Annotated in this window: 20 protein-coding genes; 12 read left to right on the plus strand and 8 right to left on the minus strand. The window is 57.5% G+C overall.

What is annotated here, in order from left to right; genetic code table 11:
- The first annotated feature begins 16 nt into the window (after positions 1–16).
- From ACLH1U_RS13150 to ACLH1U_RS13160, 3 genes are read left to right on the plus strand one after another with little or no spacing between them, the layout of a single operon-like run.
- Complete coding sequence (locus ACLH1U_RS13150; RefSeq protein WP_004886423.1) at positions 17–1501, plus strand: sodium:solute symporter family protein; 1485 nt, start codon at positions 17–19, stop codon at positions 1499–1501.
- Positions 1498–2370 (plus strand): 2-dehydro-3-deoxygalactonokinase, encoded by an 873-nt coding sequence (locus ACLH1U_RS13155; RefSeq protein ID WP_087827562.1) that lies wholly within the window; start codon positions 1498–1500, stop codon positions 2368–2370. The genes ACLH1U_RS13150 and ACLH1U_RS13155 overlap by 4 nt, the downstream gene beginning before the upstream one ends.
- Positions 2357–2956: a 2-dehydro-3-deoxy-6-phosphogalactonate aldolase gene (locus tag ACLH1U_RS13160; protein ID WP_023291861.1), complete on the plus strand. Its 600-nt coding sequence runs from the start codon at positions 2357–2359 to the stop codon at positions 2954–2956. The genes ACLH1U_RS13155 and ACLH1U_RS13160 overlap by 14 nt, the downstream gene beginning before the upstream one ends.
- Here the strand turns inward: ACLH1U_RS13160 and ACLH1U_RS13165 are convergent.
- Together ACLH1U_RS13165 and ACLH1U_RS13170 are read right to left on the minus strand one after the other, a co-directional pair.
- On the minus strand, positions 2953–3816 hold the full coding sequence (locus ACLH1U_RS13165; protein WP_032429092.1) for a MurR/RpiR family transcriptional regulator: 864 nt from the start codon (positions 3814–3816) through the stop codon (positions 2953–2955). The two genes, ACLH1U_RS13160 and ACLH1U_RS13165, sit on opposite strands and share 4 nt — an antisense overlap.
- Before the next feature lie 70 nt (positions 3817–3886).
- Complete coding sequence (locus tag ACLH1U_RS13170) at positions 3887–4420, minus strand: GNAT family N-acetyltransferase (protein WP_032454780.1); 534 nt, start codon at positions 4418–4420, stop codon at positions 3887–3889.
- A 32-nt stretch (positions 4421–4452) separates the two neighbouring features.
- On the opposite strand from ACLH1U_RS13170, the gene ACLH1U_RS13175 reads away from it, so the two are divergent.
- The 9 genes from ACLH1U_RS13175 (at position 4453) to ACLH1U_RS13215 (ending at position 13972) form a co-directional block, all read left to right on the plus strand.
- The gene (locus ACLH1U_RS13175) at positions 4453–5283 is read left to right on the plus strand and encodes a GNAT family N-acetyltransferase (protein WP_048296610.1); all 831 of its coding nucleotides are present in this window, start codon (positions 4453–4455) and stop codon (positions 5281–5283) included.
- A gap of 99 nt (positions 5284–5382) precedes the next feature.
- Positions 5383–8148 (plus strand): sigma 54-interacting transcriptional regulator, encoded by a 2766-nt coding sequence (locus ACLH1U_RS13180; protein WP_023291865.1) that lies wholly within the window; start codon positions 5383–5385, stop codon positions 8146–8148.
- Between the two features lie 99 nt (positions 8149–8247).
- On the plus strand, positions 8248–8670 hold the full coding sequence (locus tag ACLH1U_RS13185; protein ID WP_044525295.1) for a PTS sugar transporter subunit IIA: 423 nt from the start codon (positions 8248–8250) through the stop codon (positions 8668–8670).
- A gap of 14 nt (positions 8671–8684) precedes the next feature.
- The gene (locus tag ACLH1U_RS13190; RefSeq protein ID WP_023291867.1) at positions 8685–9155 is read left to right on the plus strand and encodes a PTS sugar transporter subunit IIB; all 471 of its coding nucleotides are present in this window, start codon (positions 8685–8687) and stop codon (positions 9153–9155) included.
- A 16-nt stretch (positions 9156–9171) separates the two neighbouring features.
- Positions 9172–9951, plus strand: a complete 780-nt coding sequence (locus tag ACLH1U_RS13195; RefSeq protein ID WP_023291868.1) for a PTS mannose/fructose/sorbose/N-acetylgalactosamine transporter subunit IIC — start codon at positions 9172–9174, stop codon at positions 9949–9951.
- Positions 9929–10780, plus strand: coding sequence for a PTS system mannose/fructose/sorbose family transporter subunit IID (locus ACLH1U_RS13200; protein ID WP_023291869.1), 852 nt, complete (start codon positions 9929–9931; stop codon positions 10778–10780). The genes ACLH1U_RS13195 and ACLH1U_RS13200 overlap by 23 nt, the downstream gene beginning before the upstream one ends.
- Before the next feature lie 12 nt (positions 10781–10792).
- Complete coding sequence (locus tag ACLH1U_RS13205; RefSeq protein WP_032454784.1) at positions 10793–11854, plus strand: SIS domain-containing protein; 1062 nt, start codon at positions 10793–10795, stop codon at positions 11852–11854.
- A gap of 17 nt (positions 11855–11871) precedes the next feature.
- On the plus strand, positions 11872–12882 hold the full coding sequence (locus tag ACLH1U_RS13210; protein ID WP_411299291.1) for an SIS domain-containing protein: 1011 nt from the start codon (positions 11872–11874) through the stop codon (positions 12880–12882).
- A gap of 133 nt (positions 12883–13015) precedes the next feature.
- Positions 13016–13972: an Rpn family recombination-promoting nuclease/putative transposase gene (locus ACLH1U_RS13215; RefSeq protein WP_411299292.1), complete on the plus strand. Its 957-nt coding sequence runs from the start codon at positions 13016–13018 to the stop codon at positions 13970–13972.
- Positions 13973–14026: 54 nt separating this feature from the next.
- On the opposite strand, the gene opgB is transcribed toward ACLH1U_RS13215, so the two are convergent.
- The 6 genes from opgB to ACLH1U_RS13245 form a co-directional block, all read right to left on the minus strand.
- Positions 14027–16318 carry a phosphatidylglycerol--membrane-oligosaccharide glycerophosphotransferase gene (gene opgB, locus ACLH1U_RS13220; protein WP_411299293.1) on the minus strand — a complete coding sequence of 764 codons (2292 nt, stop codon included), beginning with the start codon at positions 16316–16318 and terminating at the stop codon, positions 14027–14029.
- Positions 16319–16575: 257 nt separating this feature from the next.
- On the minus strand, positions 16576–17070 hold the full coding sequence (locus tag ACLH1U_RS13225; protein ID WP_023291874.1) for a DUF2501 domain-containing protein: 495 nt from the start codon (positions 17068–17070) through the stop codon (positions 16576–16578).
- 65 nt (positions 17071–17135) lie between these two features.
- Entirely contained in the window at positions 17136–17873 is a 738-nt protein-coding gene (gene dnaC / locus ACLH1U_RS13230) for a DNA replication protein DnaC (RefSeq protein WP_025999144.1), read from the minus strand.
- Positions 17874–17875: 2 nt separating this feature from the next.
- Complete coding sequence (gene dnaT / locus ACLH1U_RS13235; RefSeq protein ID WP_032454787.1) at positions 17876–18415, minus strand: primosomal protein DnaT; 540 nt, start codon at positions 18413–18415, stop codon at positions 17876–17878.
- 102 nt (positions 18416–18517) lie between these two features.
- Positions 18518–18991, minus strand: a complete 474-nt coding sequence (locus ACLH1U_RS13240; protein WP_004886472.1) for a threonine/serine exporter — start codon at positions 18989–18991, stop codon at positions 18518–18520.
- Positions 18982–19758, minus strand: coding sequence for a threonine/serine exporter ThrE family protein (locus tag ACLH1U_RS13245; protein WP_004886474.1), 777 nt, complete (start codon positions 19756–19758; stop codon positions 18982–18984). The genes ACLH1U_RS13240 and ACLH1U_RS13245 overlap by 10 nt, the downstream gene beginning before the upstream one ends.
- Positions 19759–19785: the final 27 nt, after the last annotated feature.

Consider the following 19785-nt stretch of genomic DNA (forward strand, 5'->3'; position numbering starts at 1 on the left):
TGGCAGGATGTGAATTATGAATAGTCATGTCTTTTTAGTCGGCTTTATTATTTACGCGTTGGCCATGATTTGGCTTGGCTGGTACGTGTCCCGTCATCAAAAAAGCGGTGAGGATTTTTTACTCGGCGGCCGTTCTTTGCCGCTGTTCCTGACGCTGGGGTCTACCGTGGCGACCATGGTGGGAACCGGTTCAAGCATGGGCGCTGTCGGCTTCGGCTACAGCAATGGATGGGCCGGGATGCTCTACGGCGTGGGCGGCGCCATCGGTATTTTACTGGTGGCCTGGCTGTTTGCGCCGGTGCGCAAGCTACGCTTTATGACCATGAGCGAAGAGCTTTCTTATTACACTGGTGGCAGCCATTTAATTAAAAACCTCGTCGGGATAATGATATTTATTGCCTCAATTGGCTGGCTGGGGGCGCATATTCTTGGCGGGAGTATGTATTTAGCCTGGGCGACAGGAATTAATCTGACGGTGGCAAAAATTATTATTGCCATGGCGTTTGCGATTTACGTCATTATCGGCGGTTATTCTGCTGTGGTGTGGACAGACACCATTCAGGCATTAATTCTGTTTTTCGGTTTTATCCTGATGGCGATTCTGGCGGTGGTTCACGTCGGGGGATGGGATGCCATCGTTCAGGCAATGGATCCCAAGGCGATGAGCCTGTTTGCGGTCGATAAGTTGGGGACCATTCCGGCGCTATCGCTGGCGATGGTCATCGGCGTCGGCGTGCTGGCGACCCCTTCCTATCGCCAGCGTATTTACTCGGGAAAAGACGTCTCTTCGGTGCGGCGCTCGTTTGTCTATACCGGCGTGCTGTATCTGTTTTTCTCGGTGCTGCCGGCGATCATCGGCATGGCGGCCTGGACGATGAACCCCAATCTTGAGAACAGTAACTACGCCTTCCTGTTCGCCACCAGCTTCTTACCGGCGATCCTCGGGCTGGTGGTCCTGATTGCCGGACTTTCCGCCACCATGTCTTCGGCCAGCTCCGATGCGATAGCCGCCGTGGCCATCATGATGCGGGATGTCTACACCCTTGTTACCGGAAAAATGCCGCCGGCGCATAAGGCGATAACGCTCTCTCGCTGGATGCTGGCGTTCGTCATCGGCCTGGCGATGATCTTCGCCCTGACCTCGAACGATATCATCAGCTATATCACCAAAATGATCTCCATGCTGATGTCCGGGCTCTTCGTCTGTTCCATTCTCGGCCGCTTCTGGCTGCGCTTTAACTGGCAGGGGGCGCTCACCGCGCTGCTGAGCGGCATGCTGGTGTCTATTGTGGTTCTGGTTAAGGCCGACTGGCTGGCTTACTGGGGCAATCCGTGCATTCCGTCGGTCGTTGGCAGCTTTGTTTCCGCTATTTTTGTCACCGTCATGACGCCAGCCAGCAAAATCAGCCGTCAGCAGGCGCTGGAAATGATTACCCAGGAGCGGGAAGGGGAGGCGATCCCGGCGAAGACGGCGGTGCAGGTCTCAGGAGAAGCACAATGAAGGATTATATTGCCGTCGACTGGGGCTCTACCCAGCTGCGCGGCTGGCTGATTCGCAACGGCCAGTGCGTCGAAACGAAGCAGCTGCCGCTGGGTATTACCCGCCTGAACGGACGATCGCCTGCCGATGTATTCGCGGAGCATTTGGCCCCCTGGCGCGGCGCACAGGCGCTGCCGGTGCTGATGGCCGGGATGATCGGCAGCGACGCGGGCTGGCAGGCGGTGCCGTATCTGGACTGTCCGGCGGCGATCGACGCGCCCGGGCGGCAGCTATGCGCCGTTGCTGAAGGCGTGTGGATTATTCCCGGCCTCAAGATTGAACAGGACGGGGATTTCAACGTGATGCGCGGCGAAGAGACGCAGCTGCTGGGGGCCTGCCAGCTGGCGCCGGCGGAGTGTTACGTGCTGCCGGGCACCCACTGCAAATGGGTCCAGGTGGCGGGCGGCGCGGTGCGTCATTTTGCCACGGCGATGACCGGCGAACTGCATCATCTGCTGATGACGCAATCGCTGATCGGCAAAGGGCTGCCTGCCCAGCAGCCGGACGAGGCGGCGTTTGAACGGGGGCTGGAAAAAGGGCTGGCGCAGCCGTCGCTGATTAGCGAACTGTTTGTCGCCAGGGCCGCCCGGGTGCTGGGCGGTCTGGCGGCGAGCTCGGTCAGCGATTACCTCTCCGGGCTGCTGATTGGCGCGGAGGTAGCGACCCTGGGGCAGCGTTTCCGTGCTTCTGCCGTCACGCTGGTTGGCGACCCGGCGCTGAATGCCCGCTACGGTCGGGCGATGAAGGCGCGCGGAATGACGGTTAACAGCTGCAGTGGCGATGAGGCATTGCTGGCTGGCATGGCGAGGATAATGCATGAACAAGATTAAGCTGGTGGCGATTTTACGCGGCATTCAACCCGCTGAGGCGGCAGATCATATTGAGACGCTAATCAATGCAGGCTTTCGCTATATCGAAATCCCGCTCAATTCGCCAGACTGGCAGCAGAGTATTCCGCAGATGGTTGCGCGGTTTGGCGAGCAGGCGATGATAGGCGCGGGAACGGTACTGCGCGTGGAACAGGTCGATTTTCTCGCTGAGGCCGGGGCGAAGCTTATCGTGACGCCGAATACCCAGCCTGCGGTGATCCGTCAGGCAGTGGCGCACGGAATGCAGGTTTGTGCCGGGTGCGCCACCGCGACTGAGGCGTTTAACGCGCTGGATGCCGGGGCGCAGTGGCTGAAGATATTTCCGTCTTCTGCTTTCGGTCCGGACTACATTCGGGCGTTAAAAGCGGTGTTGCCGTCGGAGGTGCCGGTGCTGGCGGTGGGCGGCGTGACGCCGGAGAATCTGGCAACCTGGATGCGGGCTGGGTGCGCCGGAGCCGGTCTGGGCAGCGATCTGTATCGCGCCGGACAGGCCGTGGAACGTACCCGCCTGCAGGCGGAGAGGTTTATCGCCGCTGCCGGTGGCTAGTCGCCAAGAGGCTGGCGATCGACACCGCCGCGGTGGCTGTCGAGGGCCAGCTTAATACGACGTAATTTGCCTTTTGCCTGAGTTTTGTTGGCCATCGCCAGTTCGGTGGCCAGCACATCGACCATCGCCAGCATCGCATAACGCGAAGTGCTGGGCTTGAAGATATAGTCGTTTTCCCGCACCAGCAGCGGCAGCACCAGATCCGCCTGCTCAGCCAGCGGCGTCCCGGCGGGGGTAATCGCAATGACCTTCGCGCCGTACTGGCTGGCAATCGCCGCGCTCTCGATGATCTCCGGGGTATAGCCGCCCAGAGACAGCACAATCACCACATCCTGCGGCGTCACCGCCGAGCTCATCATGCGTACCAGCAGACCGTCGCTCTGACTGACGACCGGAAGTCCAAGACGAAACAGGCGATATTGAATCTCCTGAGCGCAGATGGTTGACCCGCCGCCCATTCCAAGGGCGAGGATCTGCCGCGCTGCACTCAACCAGCTCACCGCACGCTTCAACGCCTCGATATCCAGCGCCCGGCGATTGGTCTCCAGCACGCTGATGATTGACTCATAGATCCCCTGTACGCCTTCGAGGTCCGGAACATCGAGGATAAACCGCTGGCCGACCGCAAGGGATTGCGCAAGCTTCATCTTTAGCTCACGGACGTCTTTACAGCCGAGCGCCCGGGCAAAACGGGTGACCGACGCCTGGCTGGTCTGAGTCAGACGCGCGATCTCGGCGATGGGTAGCTCCGCCGCCGCCGCGACATCATCGAGAATAAACTGCGCGATGCGCTTTTCGGTCGCCGTGAGCTCCACAAAGCGATCGGTAATACAGGAAATAATATCAATTGACCAGGACATACGGGTAGCAACAGGTAAGTTTTGATTGGTACTTTGTACCATATATCGCCGCTAAATTCAGCGCTGGCGTCTACAACGCCAGGCGCATGGCGCAGCGCGTCTCCGGCGGCAGTCCGTGCCGGGTCTCCTGTTCTCTTTTCGCCGCCAGCCCGGCGGGCAGGGTCAGCTCATCGAGTATGGCGAATCCCAGGCGGGTATAAAACGGCGCATTCCACGGCACTTCGCGGAAGGTGGTGAGGGTCACCGCCGGGTAAGCCATTTGCCGGGCGCGCTCGATAACCTGCTCCAGCAGCATCCGCCCGATGCCCTGATGCTGCCAGGCCTGGTGGACGGCGATTTCGGCGATAAATAAGGCATCGTCGAGCGGTTCGGTAAGAATAAAACCAACCGGCTGCCCGGCGGCCACCGCCAGCAGACTATGTTCCGTTTCCAGATAATCATGATGGCGCGCAACGCTAATTACCTCGCTGTCCGCCAGCCAGGCGAGAGCGGGGATCTGACGAAATGCCTGAGCGGCGGAACGTTCAATGGCCGGCAGAAGGGCGATATCACTCTCCTCGGTCAGGCGTAATCCGGCGCCGGCAGTTATAGTGTTAGTTTTCATCACCTGAGCATAGCAGCCTTCGGGAGAAAAATATGGAGCTGACCGCCGTTCCCGCCACGCAGTTCAGCAGCGTGCAGTTAACGGATATTCTTAACGCCTGTTTTGAAGCCTATCTGGTACCGGTGACCCAGTCTGTGGAGGGATTTGTTCAGCGCTTTAGCGCCGAGGGGATGAGCCTGATCGATTCCCGCGTCTGGCTGGCCGGAGATGAACCGGCGGCGATCGCGATCGTCGCGCGTCGGGGGAATATGGCTCGCCTGGCGGCCTTTGCCCTGCGCCCGGCCTGGCGCGGCAAAGGTCTTGGGCGGAAATTGATGCAGGAGCTGCTGACGTTTCTGCAGCAGCAGGAGATCGAGACGGTTTCCCTGGAGGTGATCCGCGATAACCACGCGGCCGTCGCGCTGTATCAGTCGTTAGGCTTTACGCGGCGCTATGGGCTCTGCGGCTACCTGAGCGCAGAGCCTCTGGCTGCGGCGCCTGGCGTGTTACAGCCTTATCCGATCCTGGCACTGCTTCGACGCGCCGTTGAGGAGAGTAACAGTCAGCTCCCCTGGCTGATGGATCCGCTTACCTTCGCCACCCTGCCATGCCGCGTCGTGACCCTGGAACAGCGCGCCTTCGCGGTACTGAGCACCTCGGGCTCACGGCCTGTACTGCAGTTTTTATGGGTGGAACCCGCCGCCCGTCGCCAGGGGCTGGCGCAAGCGCTGCTGATGGCGCTGGCGCAGCAGTTCCCGGGGATCGGCACGTCGGTGACGGTCCCGGAAACCTTTACGCCGCTGTTTGCCGCGGCGGGATATGCGCCGCTATCGCTGCAGCAGTATGAAATGACGATGGAGTGTGCCGCAGCGAAGTCCGCTTAGGCGGGAGTGTGCGCTGGGCCGCAAAAAACAGCACGGGGCGTCGATAAACCTCTCTTTTGCCGCATCATATCTCTTCGTAATGGCGACGAGGGGGATGTAATGCGTAAAACGGAACTGTTGGCTTTTTTGCAAAATCAGACCGATTTTTTCGATCCGGATAACCTGAGCGACGTTTTTACCGCCAGCTGGCTGGCTCAGCGTTTCGCGATGCAAAGAAATACCGCCAGCCACTATCTCAATCAGCTGGTCGCCCAGGACGTGCTGGTGAAGATCAACACCCGGCCGGTCTATTTTCTGCATAAAAAAGCCTTCTGCCAGCAGTTCTTCCCCCTTTCCCGCAGCGAGTACGCCAGCATGGCGGAGCTGCTCGCGGAGAGTGACCGCCAGCCGGAACAGGCGGACCATTTTTCGTTGCTGACCGGGCATGACGGCAGCCTGCGTAAACCGATCGAGCAGATGAAAACCGCGCTGTTTTATCCCAACGGCGGCCTGCCGCTACTGATCGTCGGCGACAGCGGAACCGGCAAAAGCTATATGGCGGAGCTGATGCACGAGTTCGCGATCGCCCAGGGCCTGCTGGCGCCCGATGCGCCCTTTGTCAGCTTCAACTGCGCGCAATATGCCAGTAACCCGGAGCTGCTGGCCGCCAACCTGTTTGGCTATGTCAAAGGCGCGTTTACCGGCGCGCAGAGCGATAAAGCCGGGGCGTTCGAGGCGGCAAACGGCGGGATGCTGTTTCTCGACGAGGTCCATCGACTGGATGCTCAGGGGCAGGAGAAGCTCTTCACCTGGCTGGACCGCAAGGAGATCTACCGGGTGGGAGAGACCGCCCATGGCCTGCCGATTTCCCTGCGGCTGGTGTTTGCCACCACCGAAGATATTCACAGCACGTTTCTGACCACCTTTCTTCGTCGTATTCCGATCCTGGTCAGCTTGCCCGATCTTCAACACCGCAGCCGCGAGGAGAAGGAGGCGCTAACGCTGCAGTTTTTCTGGCAGGAGGCGCGGACGCTTGCCGCCAGGCTGCAGCTCACGCCGCGGCTTTTGCAGGTTCTGACGCAGTACGTTTATCGAGGCAACGTCGGCGAGCTGAAGAATGTGGTGAAGTACGCCGTTGCATCGGCCTGGGCCAGGTCTCCGGGCAGCGAGATGCTGACCGTGACGCTGCACGATCTGCCGGAAAATATCATGGCGGCGACGCCGGCGCTCAGTGAAGCCATGGGCCAGAAGGAGCCGCTGCTTATCGAGCCGCAGACCAGTCTGGTCTGGCTGCTGCGGGCGCGCGATCCGGTTCAGGGGCTGATCCATGACGTTCAGTGTCGGATTCTGGCGCTGTATGAAGCAGTGCTAAATAAAAAAACGGTCTGGGAAGAGGCGCAAAGAAGCATGGGGGAGGAGATTGAAACCCTCTTCGATCGGCTGATCTTTGATAACCAGGATGCCAGTAGCTCGCAGATGTTGCTGCTGATCGCCCATCAGGTGCGGGAGGAGTATTATCGCCTGGAAAAACGCTTCAATATCCAGTTTAACGGCAACTGTCTCTACGCCCTGAGCCACTACCTGATCCATCGCTCCCGTCAGGCGGCGTCCACGATGAGCAATGAGAAAATCCGTCTGCTGGCGGATTTTCTGGCAAACAAATTCCCGCTGCTGTATCGCTTTTGCGAAGCGATCCTCGACGCGCTGGCGCTGAAGCTGGATATTGAGCCCCGGCGTATTGACCTGCTGTTGCTGGTGCTATGGTTCCAGAAAAACGGCGCAATCAGCCAGCAGCAGGTGACCCGCGCGATTATTCTCGCTCACGGTTACGCCACCGCCAGCAGCATCGCCAGCGTGGCGAACCGCTTGCTGAAAAGCCCGCTGTTTGAGTCATTCGACATGCCGCTCGACGTGACGCCGGAGGCTATCGCTAATCAGGTGATGGCGTATATTGAGCGCCACGCGCTGGCGTCAGGGCTGATCATTCTGGTCGATATGGGATCGCTGAACGCTATTCACAGCCATTTTAATCGTCGCCTGAATACGCCGGTGGCGATTATTAACAATGTCTCCACCGGCATGGCGATGTACGTCGGGGAGCGGATTTTACACGGCGATATGCTGGAAGATATCGTCCGCGAGATCGGCGACGATCTGGCGGTTGAGCACCAGCTCTATTACCCGCAGACCGATAAACCGCGGGCGATTTTGACCACCTGCGCCACCGGCCTGGGCGCTGCGGCGAACCTGTCGGCGCTGTTAAAAGCCAGCATCCCTGAAGCGCTCGGCGTTGATATTGTGGCCTGCGATGTGGAGACCCTGGCCGACCCCGCGCGGCGGGAGCCGATGCTCAGCCGCTACGACGTGCTGGCGATCGTCGGCACCCTCGATCCGCATCTTGCCGATCTCCCGTGGATCTCGCTGGATTCGCTGATCTCGGGGGAGGGAAGTCGCCCGCTAATGCGTATCTTCGGCGAACTGGCGACAGCGGAGCAGGTCAGCGAGATCAACAACCTGATCCTGAAAAACTTCTCGCTGCGGCGGGTGATCGAGTCGGTGACGATCCTCGATACCGCGAAGGTGATCAACCAGGTTGAGCAGTTTTTGCTGCGCTATGAGCATTTGGCCGGGTACGAGGTGCCCAACGAACGTAAGGTGGCGCTGTATGTGCATATCAGCTGTCTGATAGAGCGGTTAATTCGCCACGCTTCCCCAACCCATTATGCGGGAAGGCAGTGTCCGGAGCGCGAGCTGGCGACGCTGCGCGAGGCCTTTAGTGTCATAGAGAGCGGATATAGTGTCAAAATCCCCGCCGTAGAACTGTACTACATTCACGATATTCTGACGCGGGAAACGGAATTTATTCAGGAAGATCAAGAATTTTAACGCTTCTCTCCCTTTTGTCCTTACGTTAGCCGACGCGCCACTGTTTCTGGCACGTCGGTTGCAATTAAGAAAGCAGTGGAATGCGCTTTCGAGGTAAGGATGAAACGACACTATATTTTTGCCAGCCACGGCACCTTTGCTAACGGTTTGTTGAACTCTGTGGAGCTGATCCTCGGTAAACAGCCGGATATTCATACTCTGTGCGCCTATGTGGAAGAGGAGGTCGATCTGACGCAGCAGGTGGAGGCGCTGCTGGCGCGTTTCCCGGCGCAGGATGAGCTGATTGTGATTACGGATATTTTCGCCGGTAGCGTGAATAATGAGTTTGTGCGTTTTTTATCGCGCCCGCACTTCCATTTATTGTCCGGGTTAAATCTACCATTAATTATTGATCTGCTTATTTCTGCAGCGGAAGAGAATACCGAAAAATTAATTTCTGAAGCATTAATCAACGCTAAAGAGAGCATTCAGTACTGCAATCAGACTATTGCCGGGGCGATGACTATGGATAAAGACTTCTGAAATGAGGATGCATAATGATTACGTTATTAAGGGTTGACCATCGATTACTTCACGGCCAGGTAGCCTTTTCCTGGACCCAATATGTCGGCGCCGATTGTATTTTAATCGCCAACGACAGTGTCCCTGAGGATGAACTGCGGAAAACCACCATTAAGCTAGCTAAACCACCCTCGGTGAAGCTGGTGATTAAAAATATAAATGACTCAATTGAGGCGATAAAAAGCGGGGTTACCGATAAATATAATTTATTTATTGTTGTGGAATCGGTCAATGACGCCTGGCGTATTGCCAGCGCCGTTGAGGACATAAAAAGTATTAATCTCGGCGGGATTAAGGCCAAAGAGGGCAGTAAAAATATCTCTAAGGCGATTAATTTATTGCCGGAGGAAATAGAGCAGTTGCAACAACTGGTGGGCAAAGGCGTCGAGGTGGAGATTCGCCAGGTCCCGAACGATCGCAAACAGCTTTTTACGGAATGCGTGTGATTCCGGAGGACAGATTATGGTAGAGGCTCTCTTACTGGGTCTGGTGGCGTTTATCGCGCAATCGGAATATGCCTTAGGGACGTCGCTGATTTCCCGGCCTATCGTCACCGGGCTACTGACCGGTCTGGTGCTGGGGGATGTGCAGACCGGCGTCATTATGGGCGCGACGCTGGAGCTGGCGTTTATCGGTTCGTTCTCCGTTGGCGCCTCGATCCCGCCCGACGTGGTGACCGGCGGTATTCTCGGCGTGGCGTTCGCCATCACCTCCGGCGCGGGCACGGAAACGGCGCTGTTGCTCGGCCTGCCTATCGCCACCCTGACCCTGATCCTGAAAAACGTTTATCTGGGGATGTTTATTCCGCTGCTCAGCCAGAAAGCGGACGGCTATGCGGAACGGGCGGATACGCGCGGCATTGAGCGGATGCATCTGATTGCCGGATTCGGCCTGTCGCTGATGCTTGCCACGGTGGTGACCGTCTCATTCCTGGTGGGCAGCAACGCGGTGAAATCCCTGCTCGATACGATCCCGGAATTTATTAAACACGGACTCAGCGTGGCCACCGGGATCATTCCGGCTCTCGGCTTCGCGATGCTCGCCAGGTTGCTGATTAACAAGAAGGTGGCGCCGTACTTTTTCCTCGGCTTTGTACTGATGGCCTATTTGAAAATCCCGGTGACCGGTATCGCCATTCTCGGCGCCATCGTGGCGGTGGTGATGGTTAACGTCACCGCATTGAGCGCACCTCGTACCACGACAGAACAAGGAGTCAGCGATGACGACGAAGATGATTTCTGAAGAGACCCTGCAGCCGCAGGAGCAGGAAGAAGCGCGAATTACGCCGCGTGATTTACGCCGGGTGTTCTGGCGCTCCTTCCAGATGGAGTTCTCGTGGAACTATGAGCGACAGATGAATCTCGCCTTTGTTTACGCGCTGATCCCGGTGCTGAAGAAGCTCTATCCGCGCAAAGAGGAGCTGGCCGGGGCGCTGAAACGCCATCTGGTGTTCTTCAATACCACGCCGCATATCGTCACCCTGCTGCTGGGGATCACGACGGCGATGGAGGAGAAAAACAGCCAGCAGAAAAATATGGATGCCAACGCGATTGATAACGTCAAAGCCTCGCTGATGGGGCCGCTGGCCGGGCTGGGAGACTCCTTCTTTTGGGGAACGCTGCGCCTGATCGCCACCGGCATCGGCACCAGCCTGGCGCTAAAGGGCAATATTCTCGGGCCGATCCTGTTTCTGCTGGTGTTTAACGTGCCGCACATTCTGGTGCGCTGGTGCTTTACCCGCTGGGGCTACGTGCTGGGCACTGGGGTGCTGCAGCGGATCCAGAAGAGCGGAATGATGGAGAGCCTGACCTACGGGGCGTCGATTATCGGCCTGATGGTGGTCGGGGCGATGACCGCCTCAATGATCGATATCACCATCCCTGTCTCCTTCGGGGCCGGGGAGGCCAAAACTCAGGTGCAGGACATCATCAACGACATTCTGCCCTGCATGCTGCCGCTGGTGAGTTTCGGCATCGTCTACTGGCTGCTGGGGCGGAAGGTTAAACCGCTCTCTATTATCGGCGGAATGGCGCTGGTGGGCATTCTGGGTTCGTGGATCGGATTGTTTTAACGGGAGTGAGCTATGCGACCAACAATGATGACCTATATCAGCGAAGAGCCGGCCTGTCTGGCGCAGATCCTGCGCGACTACCGGCGCAAGCTGGCGGCGATTGAGACCTTCGCCCGCCAGCAGCCGGTGCGGCGTATTTTGCTGCTGGCGACCGGATCGTCGCTGAATGCCGCGCTTTGCGCGCGCTATTTCTTTGAACAACGCTTTGGCGTGCTGGTGGACATAAAAGAGCCGTACAATTTTACCCATTACGAAACTATCGACCCGCATACCGATCTGGTGGTGGCGATTTCACAGAGCGGAAAAAGCGCGTCGACGCTGGAGGCGATGCGTAAGGTACAGGCCTCAGGACTGCCGGTATTTGCCCTGACCTCCGATCCGCAAAGCCCGACCGGGCGGGCCTGCGATGGCGTTCTGGATATCAATACCGGGATCGAGAGCGTAGGGTTTGTCACCCGCGGCTTTAGCGCGACAGTGCTCAATCTGCTGCTGATAGCGCTGATGATTGCTCGCAGCCAGGGGAAGGCCAGTGAAGCCGAGGAGCAGCACTATCTTGCCGAATTCCAGCGACTGGCGGCGGCGATCCCGGAGGTCATCGCCCGCACTTCGCGCTTTATCGACCAGCATAGCGAAACGCTGCGGCGCGGCGAGCGCTTTGTCGCCACCGGCTATGGCGCGCTGGTTGGCGTGGCGAAAGAGTTCGAAACCAAATTTACTGAGACGGTGCGGGTACCTTCCAGCGGCTTTGAGCTGGAAGCCTATATGCACGGCCCCTATCTGGAAGCCAATGCCCGCCATGTGATGCTGTTTATGGAAGACTCGCCGGACGCGCGAACCCGGGCGCTGCGCGACTATATGGCGCCGTCCATTGCCCGCGCCTTTACCCTGACGCTGGGGGACGAAGAGGATGAACAAACGCTGGCGCTTAACTGCCCGTGCGAGCATCACCTGGCGCCGCTGCTGCTGATTGTCCCAGTGCAGATGCTCGCCTGGCATACCGCCGGGCTAAAAGGCATCGATCTGGCGATACGTATTTTCGACGATTTTGACCGCGTATTAAAAAGTAAAATCTGATTATTCAGGAGAAAACTATGTTGGGTTTTAATCAGGACGAGTACCTGACCAGTGCTCGCGAGATCATCGCTGCGCGTAAACAGGCTGAAACCGTGGCCGACGCTATTTATGACAGCGGCTGCAGCGCGTTATTTTTCGCCTCGGTAGGCGGTTCTTTAGCTCCGATGATGGCAATTAATGAGTTTGCCAAAGAATTAACCAGCGTGCCGGTTTATCTTGAGCAGGCGGCGGAATTAATTCATCGCGGGCATAAAAAATTAAATAAAGATGCAGTGGTGGTGACGTTATCCAAATCCGGCGATACCAAAGAGTCGGTGGCCATTGCCGAATGGTGCAAGGCGCAGGGGATACGCGTGGTAGCCATTACCCCTCATGCCGATTCGCCATTGGCTGCCGCCGCCAGCTGGCATATTCCGATGTGCCACAAAAATGGCGTGGAATATGAATATATGCTGCTGTACTGGTTATTCTTCCGCGTCATTTATCGTCACGGCGAGTTTGCGGATTATGCGCGTTTTGCCAGCCAGCTCGAGTTGCTGCCGGAAAATCTTCTGCAGGCCAAACGCCAGTTCGATCCCCAGGCGGACAGCATTGCCGCGCAATACCATGACAGCGACTATATGATGTGGATTGGCGGCGCGGAAATGTGGGGTGAGGTCTACCTGTTCTCGATGTGTATTCTCGAAGAGATGCAGTGGAAGCGGACCAAGTCGGTAAGCTCGGCTGAATTTTTCCACGGCACCCTGGAGCTGCTGGAAAAAGAGGTCCCGCTGTTTCTGGTGAAGGGCGAGGGGAAATGCCGGGCGCTGGACGAGCGCGTCGAACGCTTTGCCGAAAAGATAACTGACCATCTGGTGGTGATCGACCCGCGCGACTATCCGCTGAACGGCATTGATGATGCGTTCCGCTGGATTATGGCGCCGTGCGTGGTGTCTACTCTGCTGGTGGACCGGCTGGCGGCCCACTTTGAGCACCATACCGGCCACGACCTGAATATCCGCCGTTATTATCGGCAGTTTGATTACTAAATCTTGCCTATGGCGGCCAGTCAGACTGGCCGCTCCGCTATTCTCCGAGGCGCTTCCCAGAAAATCATCGTCAAAACCAACCGGTTAAAAACCGGTGGTAGAGTCCGGCTTTCCTTCTCTTTCAGGCAAGCGGATGGCCATGAAAAAACGAATAACCGCCACGCCGCATGATGCGGTGTTTAAACGATTTCTTCGCCACCCGGAGACGGCGAATGATTTTCTCATGCTCTATCTTCCCGAAGCGATCCGCCAGCGGTGCGATTTCGCTACTCTGAGGCTGCAATCGGCGAGCTTTATCGATGAGGATCTACGCGCCTGGTATTCGGACGTGCTGTGGTCGGTGCAAACCACCTGCGGGGCGGGATATATTTACGTGGTGATAGAGCATCAGAGCTCGCCGGATAATCATATGGCTTTTCGTCTAATGCGCTATGCGATTGCCGCGATGCAGCGACACCTCGACGCCGGGCACAAAACGCTGCCGCTGGTGGTGCCGATGCTTTTTTATCATGGCGCAACCAGTCCGTATCCTTTTTCCCTCAACTGGCTGGATGAATTTGCCGACCCGCAGCTGGCGAAGAGGCTGTACGGCAGTCAGTTTCCATTGATCGACGTCACGGTCATGCCGGACGATGAAATCGTGCAGCATCGGCGGGTCGCCCTGCTGGAGCTGATGCAAAAGCATATTCGCCAGCGCGATCTCAGCGGCATAACGGAGTCGTTGGCGGCCGTGGTGATGCTGGGATACACTAACCCCCGGCAGTTGAGAATGCTGTTTCACTATATGCTGCAGTACGGTAACACGGCCGAGCCGGGCGTGTTTCTCCGCCGGCTGGCCCGCCGTCTGCCACAGTATGAGGATACATTGATGTCTATCGCGCAAAAGCTTAAGCAGGAAGGTCGACAGGAAGGTCGGCATGAGGGCCGACAGGAGGGGCGCCTGGAAGGGCGCCTTGAGGGCTTACAGGAAGGGAGCCGGCGTGAGGCGCTGCGCATTGCCGGCAGCATGTTACAGAATGGCCTCGACAAAGAGACGGTACAGAAAATTACCGGACTGTCGGCTGACGACCTCAAGCCGCTGTATTGTTAACATCCTGCCACGGAAACCGTTGCCCGGCGCCAAAAACCGCCGGGCAAGGTGGCTTTAGCCTTCGCTTTTCACCACTTTGATCTCCACCATACCGATCCCCAGCTGACGCGGGGAGTGGCCGAGGATATTGCCCTCGTTGGTGGACTGCGGGTCCGGCGGAGTGATGGTCAGCGTATTGCTGCGCGTTGGGTTGTCGAAATGCAGCGTCGTGGTGGTCACATCATTGACCAGTGTAAGCACTTGCTCACTTTGACCAACCCGCACCGGGATCGGCTTATTGGCATTGGGACCGTAGGCTTTGGCGGTGATCACCAGATCAAATTTCTCCGGCAGCGGCTCTTTATATTCAATCTTCACGTCGCTGCCCAGCTGGGCATTGGACCACCGACCCCAGGACTCGGGCCGCGAAATGCCGCTAAACTGTTTCACCTCTTCCGGCGCGCCGGCAACGTTAAACACGAAGCTGTCGGCCTTATAGCGAATATCGTTGTCGACAACTTTCAGCGTATCGACGTTGCCCTTATAGCGCTCCATATCGATAAGGGTGTCCCTGAAGGCGGTCTTACCTTGCCACTGTGGCTTATCAACGTGCTGGACCTTCTGCTCACCCCCCAGCTGTCCCTGCGAGACGCACCAGTCGGTGGAGAGCGCCAGCTCAGGAGACCACAGCTGGCCCATTTTATAGCAGCGATCGACCCACACGAAATTATCCCGCGGCGCGAAATCGGCCAGCTGGAAGCGCAGCGGCGCCGAGTATTCGCTCTCCGGCAGCGGTTCAACGCGCTGGTTCGACACCCGGAGCAGCAGCGGCAGACGGAAATGGCTGCCGGAGAAGGCGATCATGTTCTTCTGCGAGTCGATGGTGAAGTTTTTCATCTCTTTCGGGAAGTTCCACAGGCGGATCACGTCGGGTTTCCAGGCCAGGACCTTCTCTTTCATATTCATGAAAATACCGGAGAGCGACTGGCCAGAGAGACTGCTGCGCCCGAGGCCGATATAGTTATCGCCACCGAGAATATCCAGCACCGTCGCGCCGTTATCCATGGTGTTGCGTTTCACCGCCAGGGTCTCCTGCTGCGGCCGATCGCCGCGCAGGACAAAGAACAAATTGCTGCGATCGTGCTTGTTGAGGTAATCCCAGGCGCTGTTCTTCATGGCCAGGTGATCGGAAGAGACCACGATGACCGTGTTTTTGAAATAGGGAGAGGCTTTGATCTTCTCGATCAGCGCGGCGATATGTTCCTGGCTGCAGCTAACGGCGCTGAAGGAGAGGTTTTTCTTGCCGTCCACGTCATAGCGTTTACGCTCGCAGGTACGCGAGATAAAACCGTCGGGATGGTGAGTGTCCACCGTCAGGGCGAACAGTGAAAAGCGTTTTCCGGACTGCGACAGTTCTTCGAATTTTTTCCACGTCTCGTCGAGTACCGTGTCGTCATAGAAGCCCCAGTCGTTGCGGTAGATTGGATCGGCTACCGTGGTTTTGAGCTCTTCCGCCCCGAACAGGTGATCGAAGCCGTGGGATTTGAGAAACACGTCTTTGCCGGCAAAGCGCAGGTTAGCTCCCTGCACAAAATAGTTTTCGTAACCGGAGTTTTTCAGGATATCGCCAAGGCAGATATTCTGCGGAAAGAAACTGGAGACCGAGGCCGAAGCGTTGCCTTCAAACGGGGCAAACAGCGGAATGCCACACTGTGATGCGACCATGCCGGCGATGGTGTAATCGGTCCCCGGCAGCTGCATAGTATTGCTGAAATCAATGCCCTCATCTTTTATTCTGCCAAGCTCAGGGGTGAGGTTGGGGAAAGCATCGTTATCAAAATAGGTGCGCTCAAGGCTTTCGCCATAGATATAGACCAGATTCAGCTGCGGATTGTCGATACGCTTCGACGGTTCTTTGTAGTACGCGGCAAAGTCCGGGTCTCCTTCCCGCGACTGCGATTTCACCAGCTCGCTGATTTGATGGAAGGCCGGGCTGGCGTCGACCGAGGCCAGCGCCAGCAGCAGCGCCGCCAGGCTGTAGCCGACGTGATGAGGATGATGCCGACGGCGGCGCAGCACCCATCCCAGGGCGCCAAAGACGGCAACCAGCGCGACGGCCACGCCGACGCCCGGCAGAATGTATTTACCGATCCCGGCGCCGGTCAGGCTGTTGGTCAGAGTGTAGAGTACCGCGTCGTTGATGCCGTCGCCGGTAAAGTAGTCGCTGGCGTAGAGGGTGATATTCAGCACCACGAACAGACCTAACACCGTGAGCGTGGCGGCAAACCACCAGGTGTTACGACCCGCTTTCCAGGCATAAAGCACCACCGAAGCTAAAAATAAGGCGATGGATAACAACTCTGACACAGCTCATCCTCATTAACGCCAGTTATCGGCTGGCAGAACAGATTACTTTTCAAGCCACACTGTAATTGCAGCGCCATCTTGCTGCAATTCTAGCGTCATGAAAGTGTGCAGTTATTCAGAATTGGTTTAGAAGTTGCCTTTTTTGATCGGCGTCGCAACGGGCGGGGCGGGGAAGCGCAAGGAGAAAAAGGCGAAAAAAGCCGTTTCAGGCCGCGCTGCCGTCGCGAAGGCGACAAACGCGGCATTGGCCCTCTGCGTCAGGAGAGAAAGTTAACGCCCTGTTTTAAGACCAGATCGCAGGCTTTGGTTTTCACCTGTTTCGCCAGCGAACTGTTGCCGAGGGTATTCAGGTCAAGCTGCTGGCCATTATTGCTGTTGAGCAGCCCCTGTAGGCCATCAAGATAGCTGGTGTCCTGTTTTTGTTTTTCCGGCGTGCTGAGCCCCAGCTTATCCAGCACCTGGTTTTTGACGTTATCAGCGCTGGTCGCCGAGGCGAGCTTCTGTTTGGCGCAATATGACATGATCCCGGCGGCGTTATTCATGCTGCTGGCGGTCAGCGACTGGCTGCTGCCGTTGAGCAGGCTGGTCAGAGAGGAGATGGACATTCCGCCGCCGCTGGCCTGGGTGCTGCTGCCGCTGAGCTGGCTGGCGGCGCTGTTGAGAGAATCCTGCCAGGAGGCGGCGTGGGCGCCGGAGAGGGTAAATGCGCTGAGGGTAAGCGCGGCAAGTAAGCCATTTTTTAACGATTTCATAGACGGACTCATAAGCGTGACTGAAGAATCGCTTTAGTATAACGCCGTCGTCGTCCGGAAATCTCTTAATACTCCTTGCCGGTGACGCGGTGCCGGTAACTTTCCCAGTTGAAGATAACCCACAGGCTGTTGCCCAGGCGCATACGGTCCATCACCCGTTCGCCGAGCAGCTTATTCATCTCTTCCATATTACTGTTGGTCAGCATACCGGTGGGCCGTTTGGATGAAGATCGGCGGTCAACGATCTGATTGATAATGACCTTTTCATAGCGAGACTCTGTCTGCATACCAATTTCATCAATGACCAGAAGATCGACCTTGCTGAGGTCGCTCAGTAACTGCTCTTCGCTCGTCTCCCGGTTGCCGAAAGTATCTTTCATCGCCGACATAATATCGGCCACGGTGATGATTAAGACCGACTTCCCGCGCAGCAGCAGTTCGTTGCAGATAGCCGCAGCGAGGTGGTTTTTGCCGGTGCCCGGTTTGCCGGAGAAGATAAAGCTGGCGATATTGCCATCGAACTCCTCCACGTACTGACGCGCGCGGGCGAGGGCGTTCATCTGCCCCTCGCACTCGACGCGATAGTTATCAAAGGAGCAGTTCTGATGAAGGGGGCGGATCCCCGAGCGGTTAAAGGTGCGCTGCATTTTCATCGCGCGGTTCTCCCGCTCCAGTGCTTCGGAACGCAGCTTGCCTTGCTCTTTTTGCCAGGCCAGCAGCTCTTCGCCGGTTTTAAACGCCGGTTCGATATGAGCCGGCATCATTTTCTGCAGGCGCTTCATCAGATCGCCAACGTTTTTCATGCTCATCCTCGGAAACCTCGCGGAATATGACTGTCGGGTTCGCTAACGCTGTTCACATCGCGCTTCGGCTGCCCGCCGTTGCTGGCGCGGCTGATTTGCACGCTGCGAGCCAGTTTCTGCTGCCACTGCACGTGGTGAAACACTTTACCTTCCGCCTGCCAGTAAGCGACGAAAGCGGCCAGCTCTTCCGGGGTGACCGGCTGGCTCAGCGCGATGCCCCACAGCGCGGCCAGACGCTGAAAGTCGGCGTCCGGCTGCCAGGCCGCATACATGGCAAATTTGCCCATCGGCACCGCAACCGGCGCCGCGGCGGGCTCGTCGAAAAACTGCGGGTCAAGCGCGATGTCGCTGCCGGGGCGCGCCAGCCTGGCTTCCAGCTCCAGCAGCTGCGCCAGCCGGGCTGGTGTCAGCGCATAGAACGCCGGGGCGTTGTTGGCAAAAACGGCGACGGTGCCGTCAGTCGATTTCGCCAGCAGCGCCGCGTGCTGCTGGAGGAACTCTTCCAGGCCGCTAAAATGGGAGGTTAAAATTCGCGAAGACATAACTCTATCTCAACTCTGAACTGCAAAGAGTGGGGTGATCTGCACATAGTAGCACAGAGCCCGTCGCGGAAGGAGCGTCGCGGCTCTGCCGCGACGCCGGGGTTAGACGCGAGGGCGCTTACGATACAGCCACAGACCGGGTATCGACAGGCCAATGGAGAGGGCGCCCACGATCGAAGAGGCCTTTAAAAAATTGCTCAGCAGCAAAATCATCATCTCTTCAGAATAGCCAAAATGGCTGATTTTTACCGCGGAGATCATCGCGGTGTAAGCGGAAATACCGGGAAACATCGGGATCACGGCGGCGACGGTAAAAATCTTCGGATGCGCCAGATACCAGCGCGACCACTGGATGCCGATGCAGCCCACCAGCAGGGCGGCGAGAAACGTGGCCCATTCAATGTTAAAACCAGCGCTCATCATGACCATGCGCGAACCATGGCCGATCGCTCCCAGCAGCGCGCACCAGCGCAGGGCGCGCTGCGGGACATTAAAGACCATCGCAAACCCGACGGCAGGGATCGCCGCCAGCAGCATGTCTTCCGCCAGTGCGAAAATAAACGAAATTATGCCCATCCCCGCAGCCCCCATACGGTCATTGCCATCACTACGCCAATGCAGGTGGCAAGGGTTAACAGGCTGGCGATCGCCCAGCGGGCGAGGCCAGTATTTATATGCCCTTTAAACATATCGGCGACGGCATTGATCAGCGGAAAGCCCGGGACCAGCAGCAGGACGCTGGCGGCCATGGCAATGGTCGGGGTGCTGGCAAAGGTCGGGAGGCGCAGCAGTAGCCCGGAGATCGTGGTGGCCACAAAGGCGGTGATGCAGAAGTTGATCTGCGGATGCATAGAACGGTGGGTCAGCACCTGGCGAATGTACATGGCCACCGTGCTGGCGCAGAAGCTGACCAGCGCTCCATCCCAGCCGCCGTTATTCAGTTTACAGAAACAAGCGCAGGAGAGGCCCACCATGATCACTAGCAACCAGCGGGGATAACGCAGGGGCCTAATCTGCGCGAAGCGCTTCTCGACGTCGCGATAGTCCAGCAGCTTATGCTCGGCGAGGATCACGATATGCTGCACTTCCGTCACCACATGCATATTAATGCCGCGGTCGACATTCTTACGCGTTGAGGTAAGACATTCGCCATCCTTAATGGTGGTCAGGACGATAGCGTTGGAGGAGATGGCGCTTTCGACGCTGTCCATCCCCAGCGCCAGCCCGAGACGCGTTGAAAGCTCTTCCACCAGCGCGCTTTCGGCGCCGTGCTGTAACAAAAAAAGACCACACTGGATGCATAATCGTGTGATTGCCCGCTGCTGTGCCCGATCAACCTGCATATTTCCTCTGCTGTCCGCGACGCCTGG

The sequence above is a fragment of the Klebsiella sp. 1SOBk5mer genome (genome assembly GCF_046603115.1).
In the GTDB taxonomy this organism is placed as follows: Bacteria; Pseudomonadota; Gammaproteobacteria; order Enterobacterales; family Enterobacteriaceae; genus Klebsiella; species Klebsiella quasipneumoniae.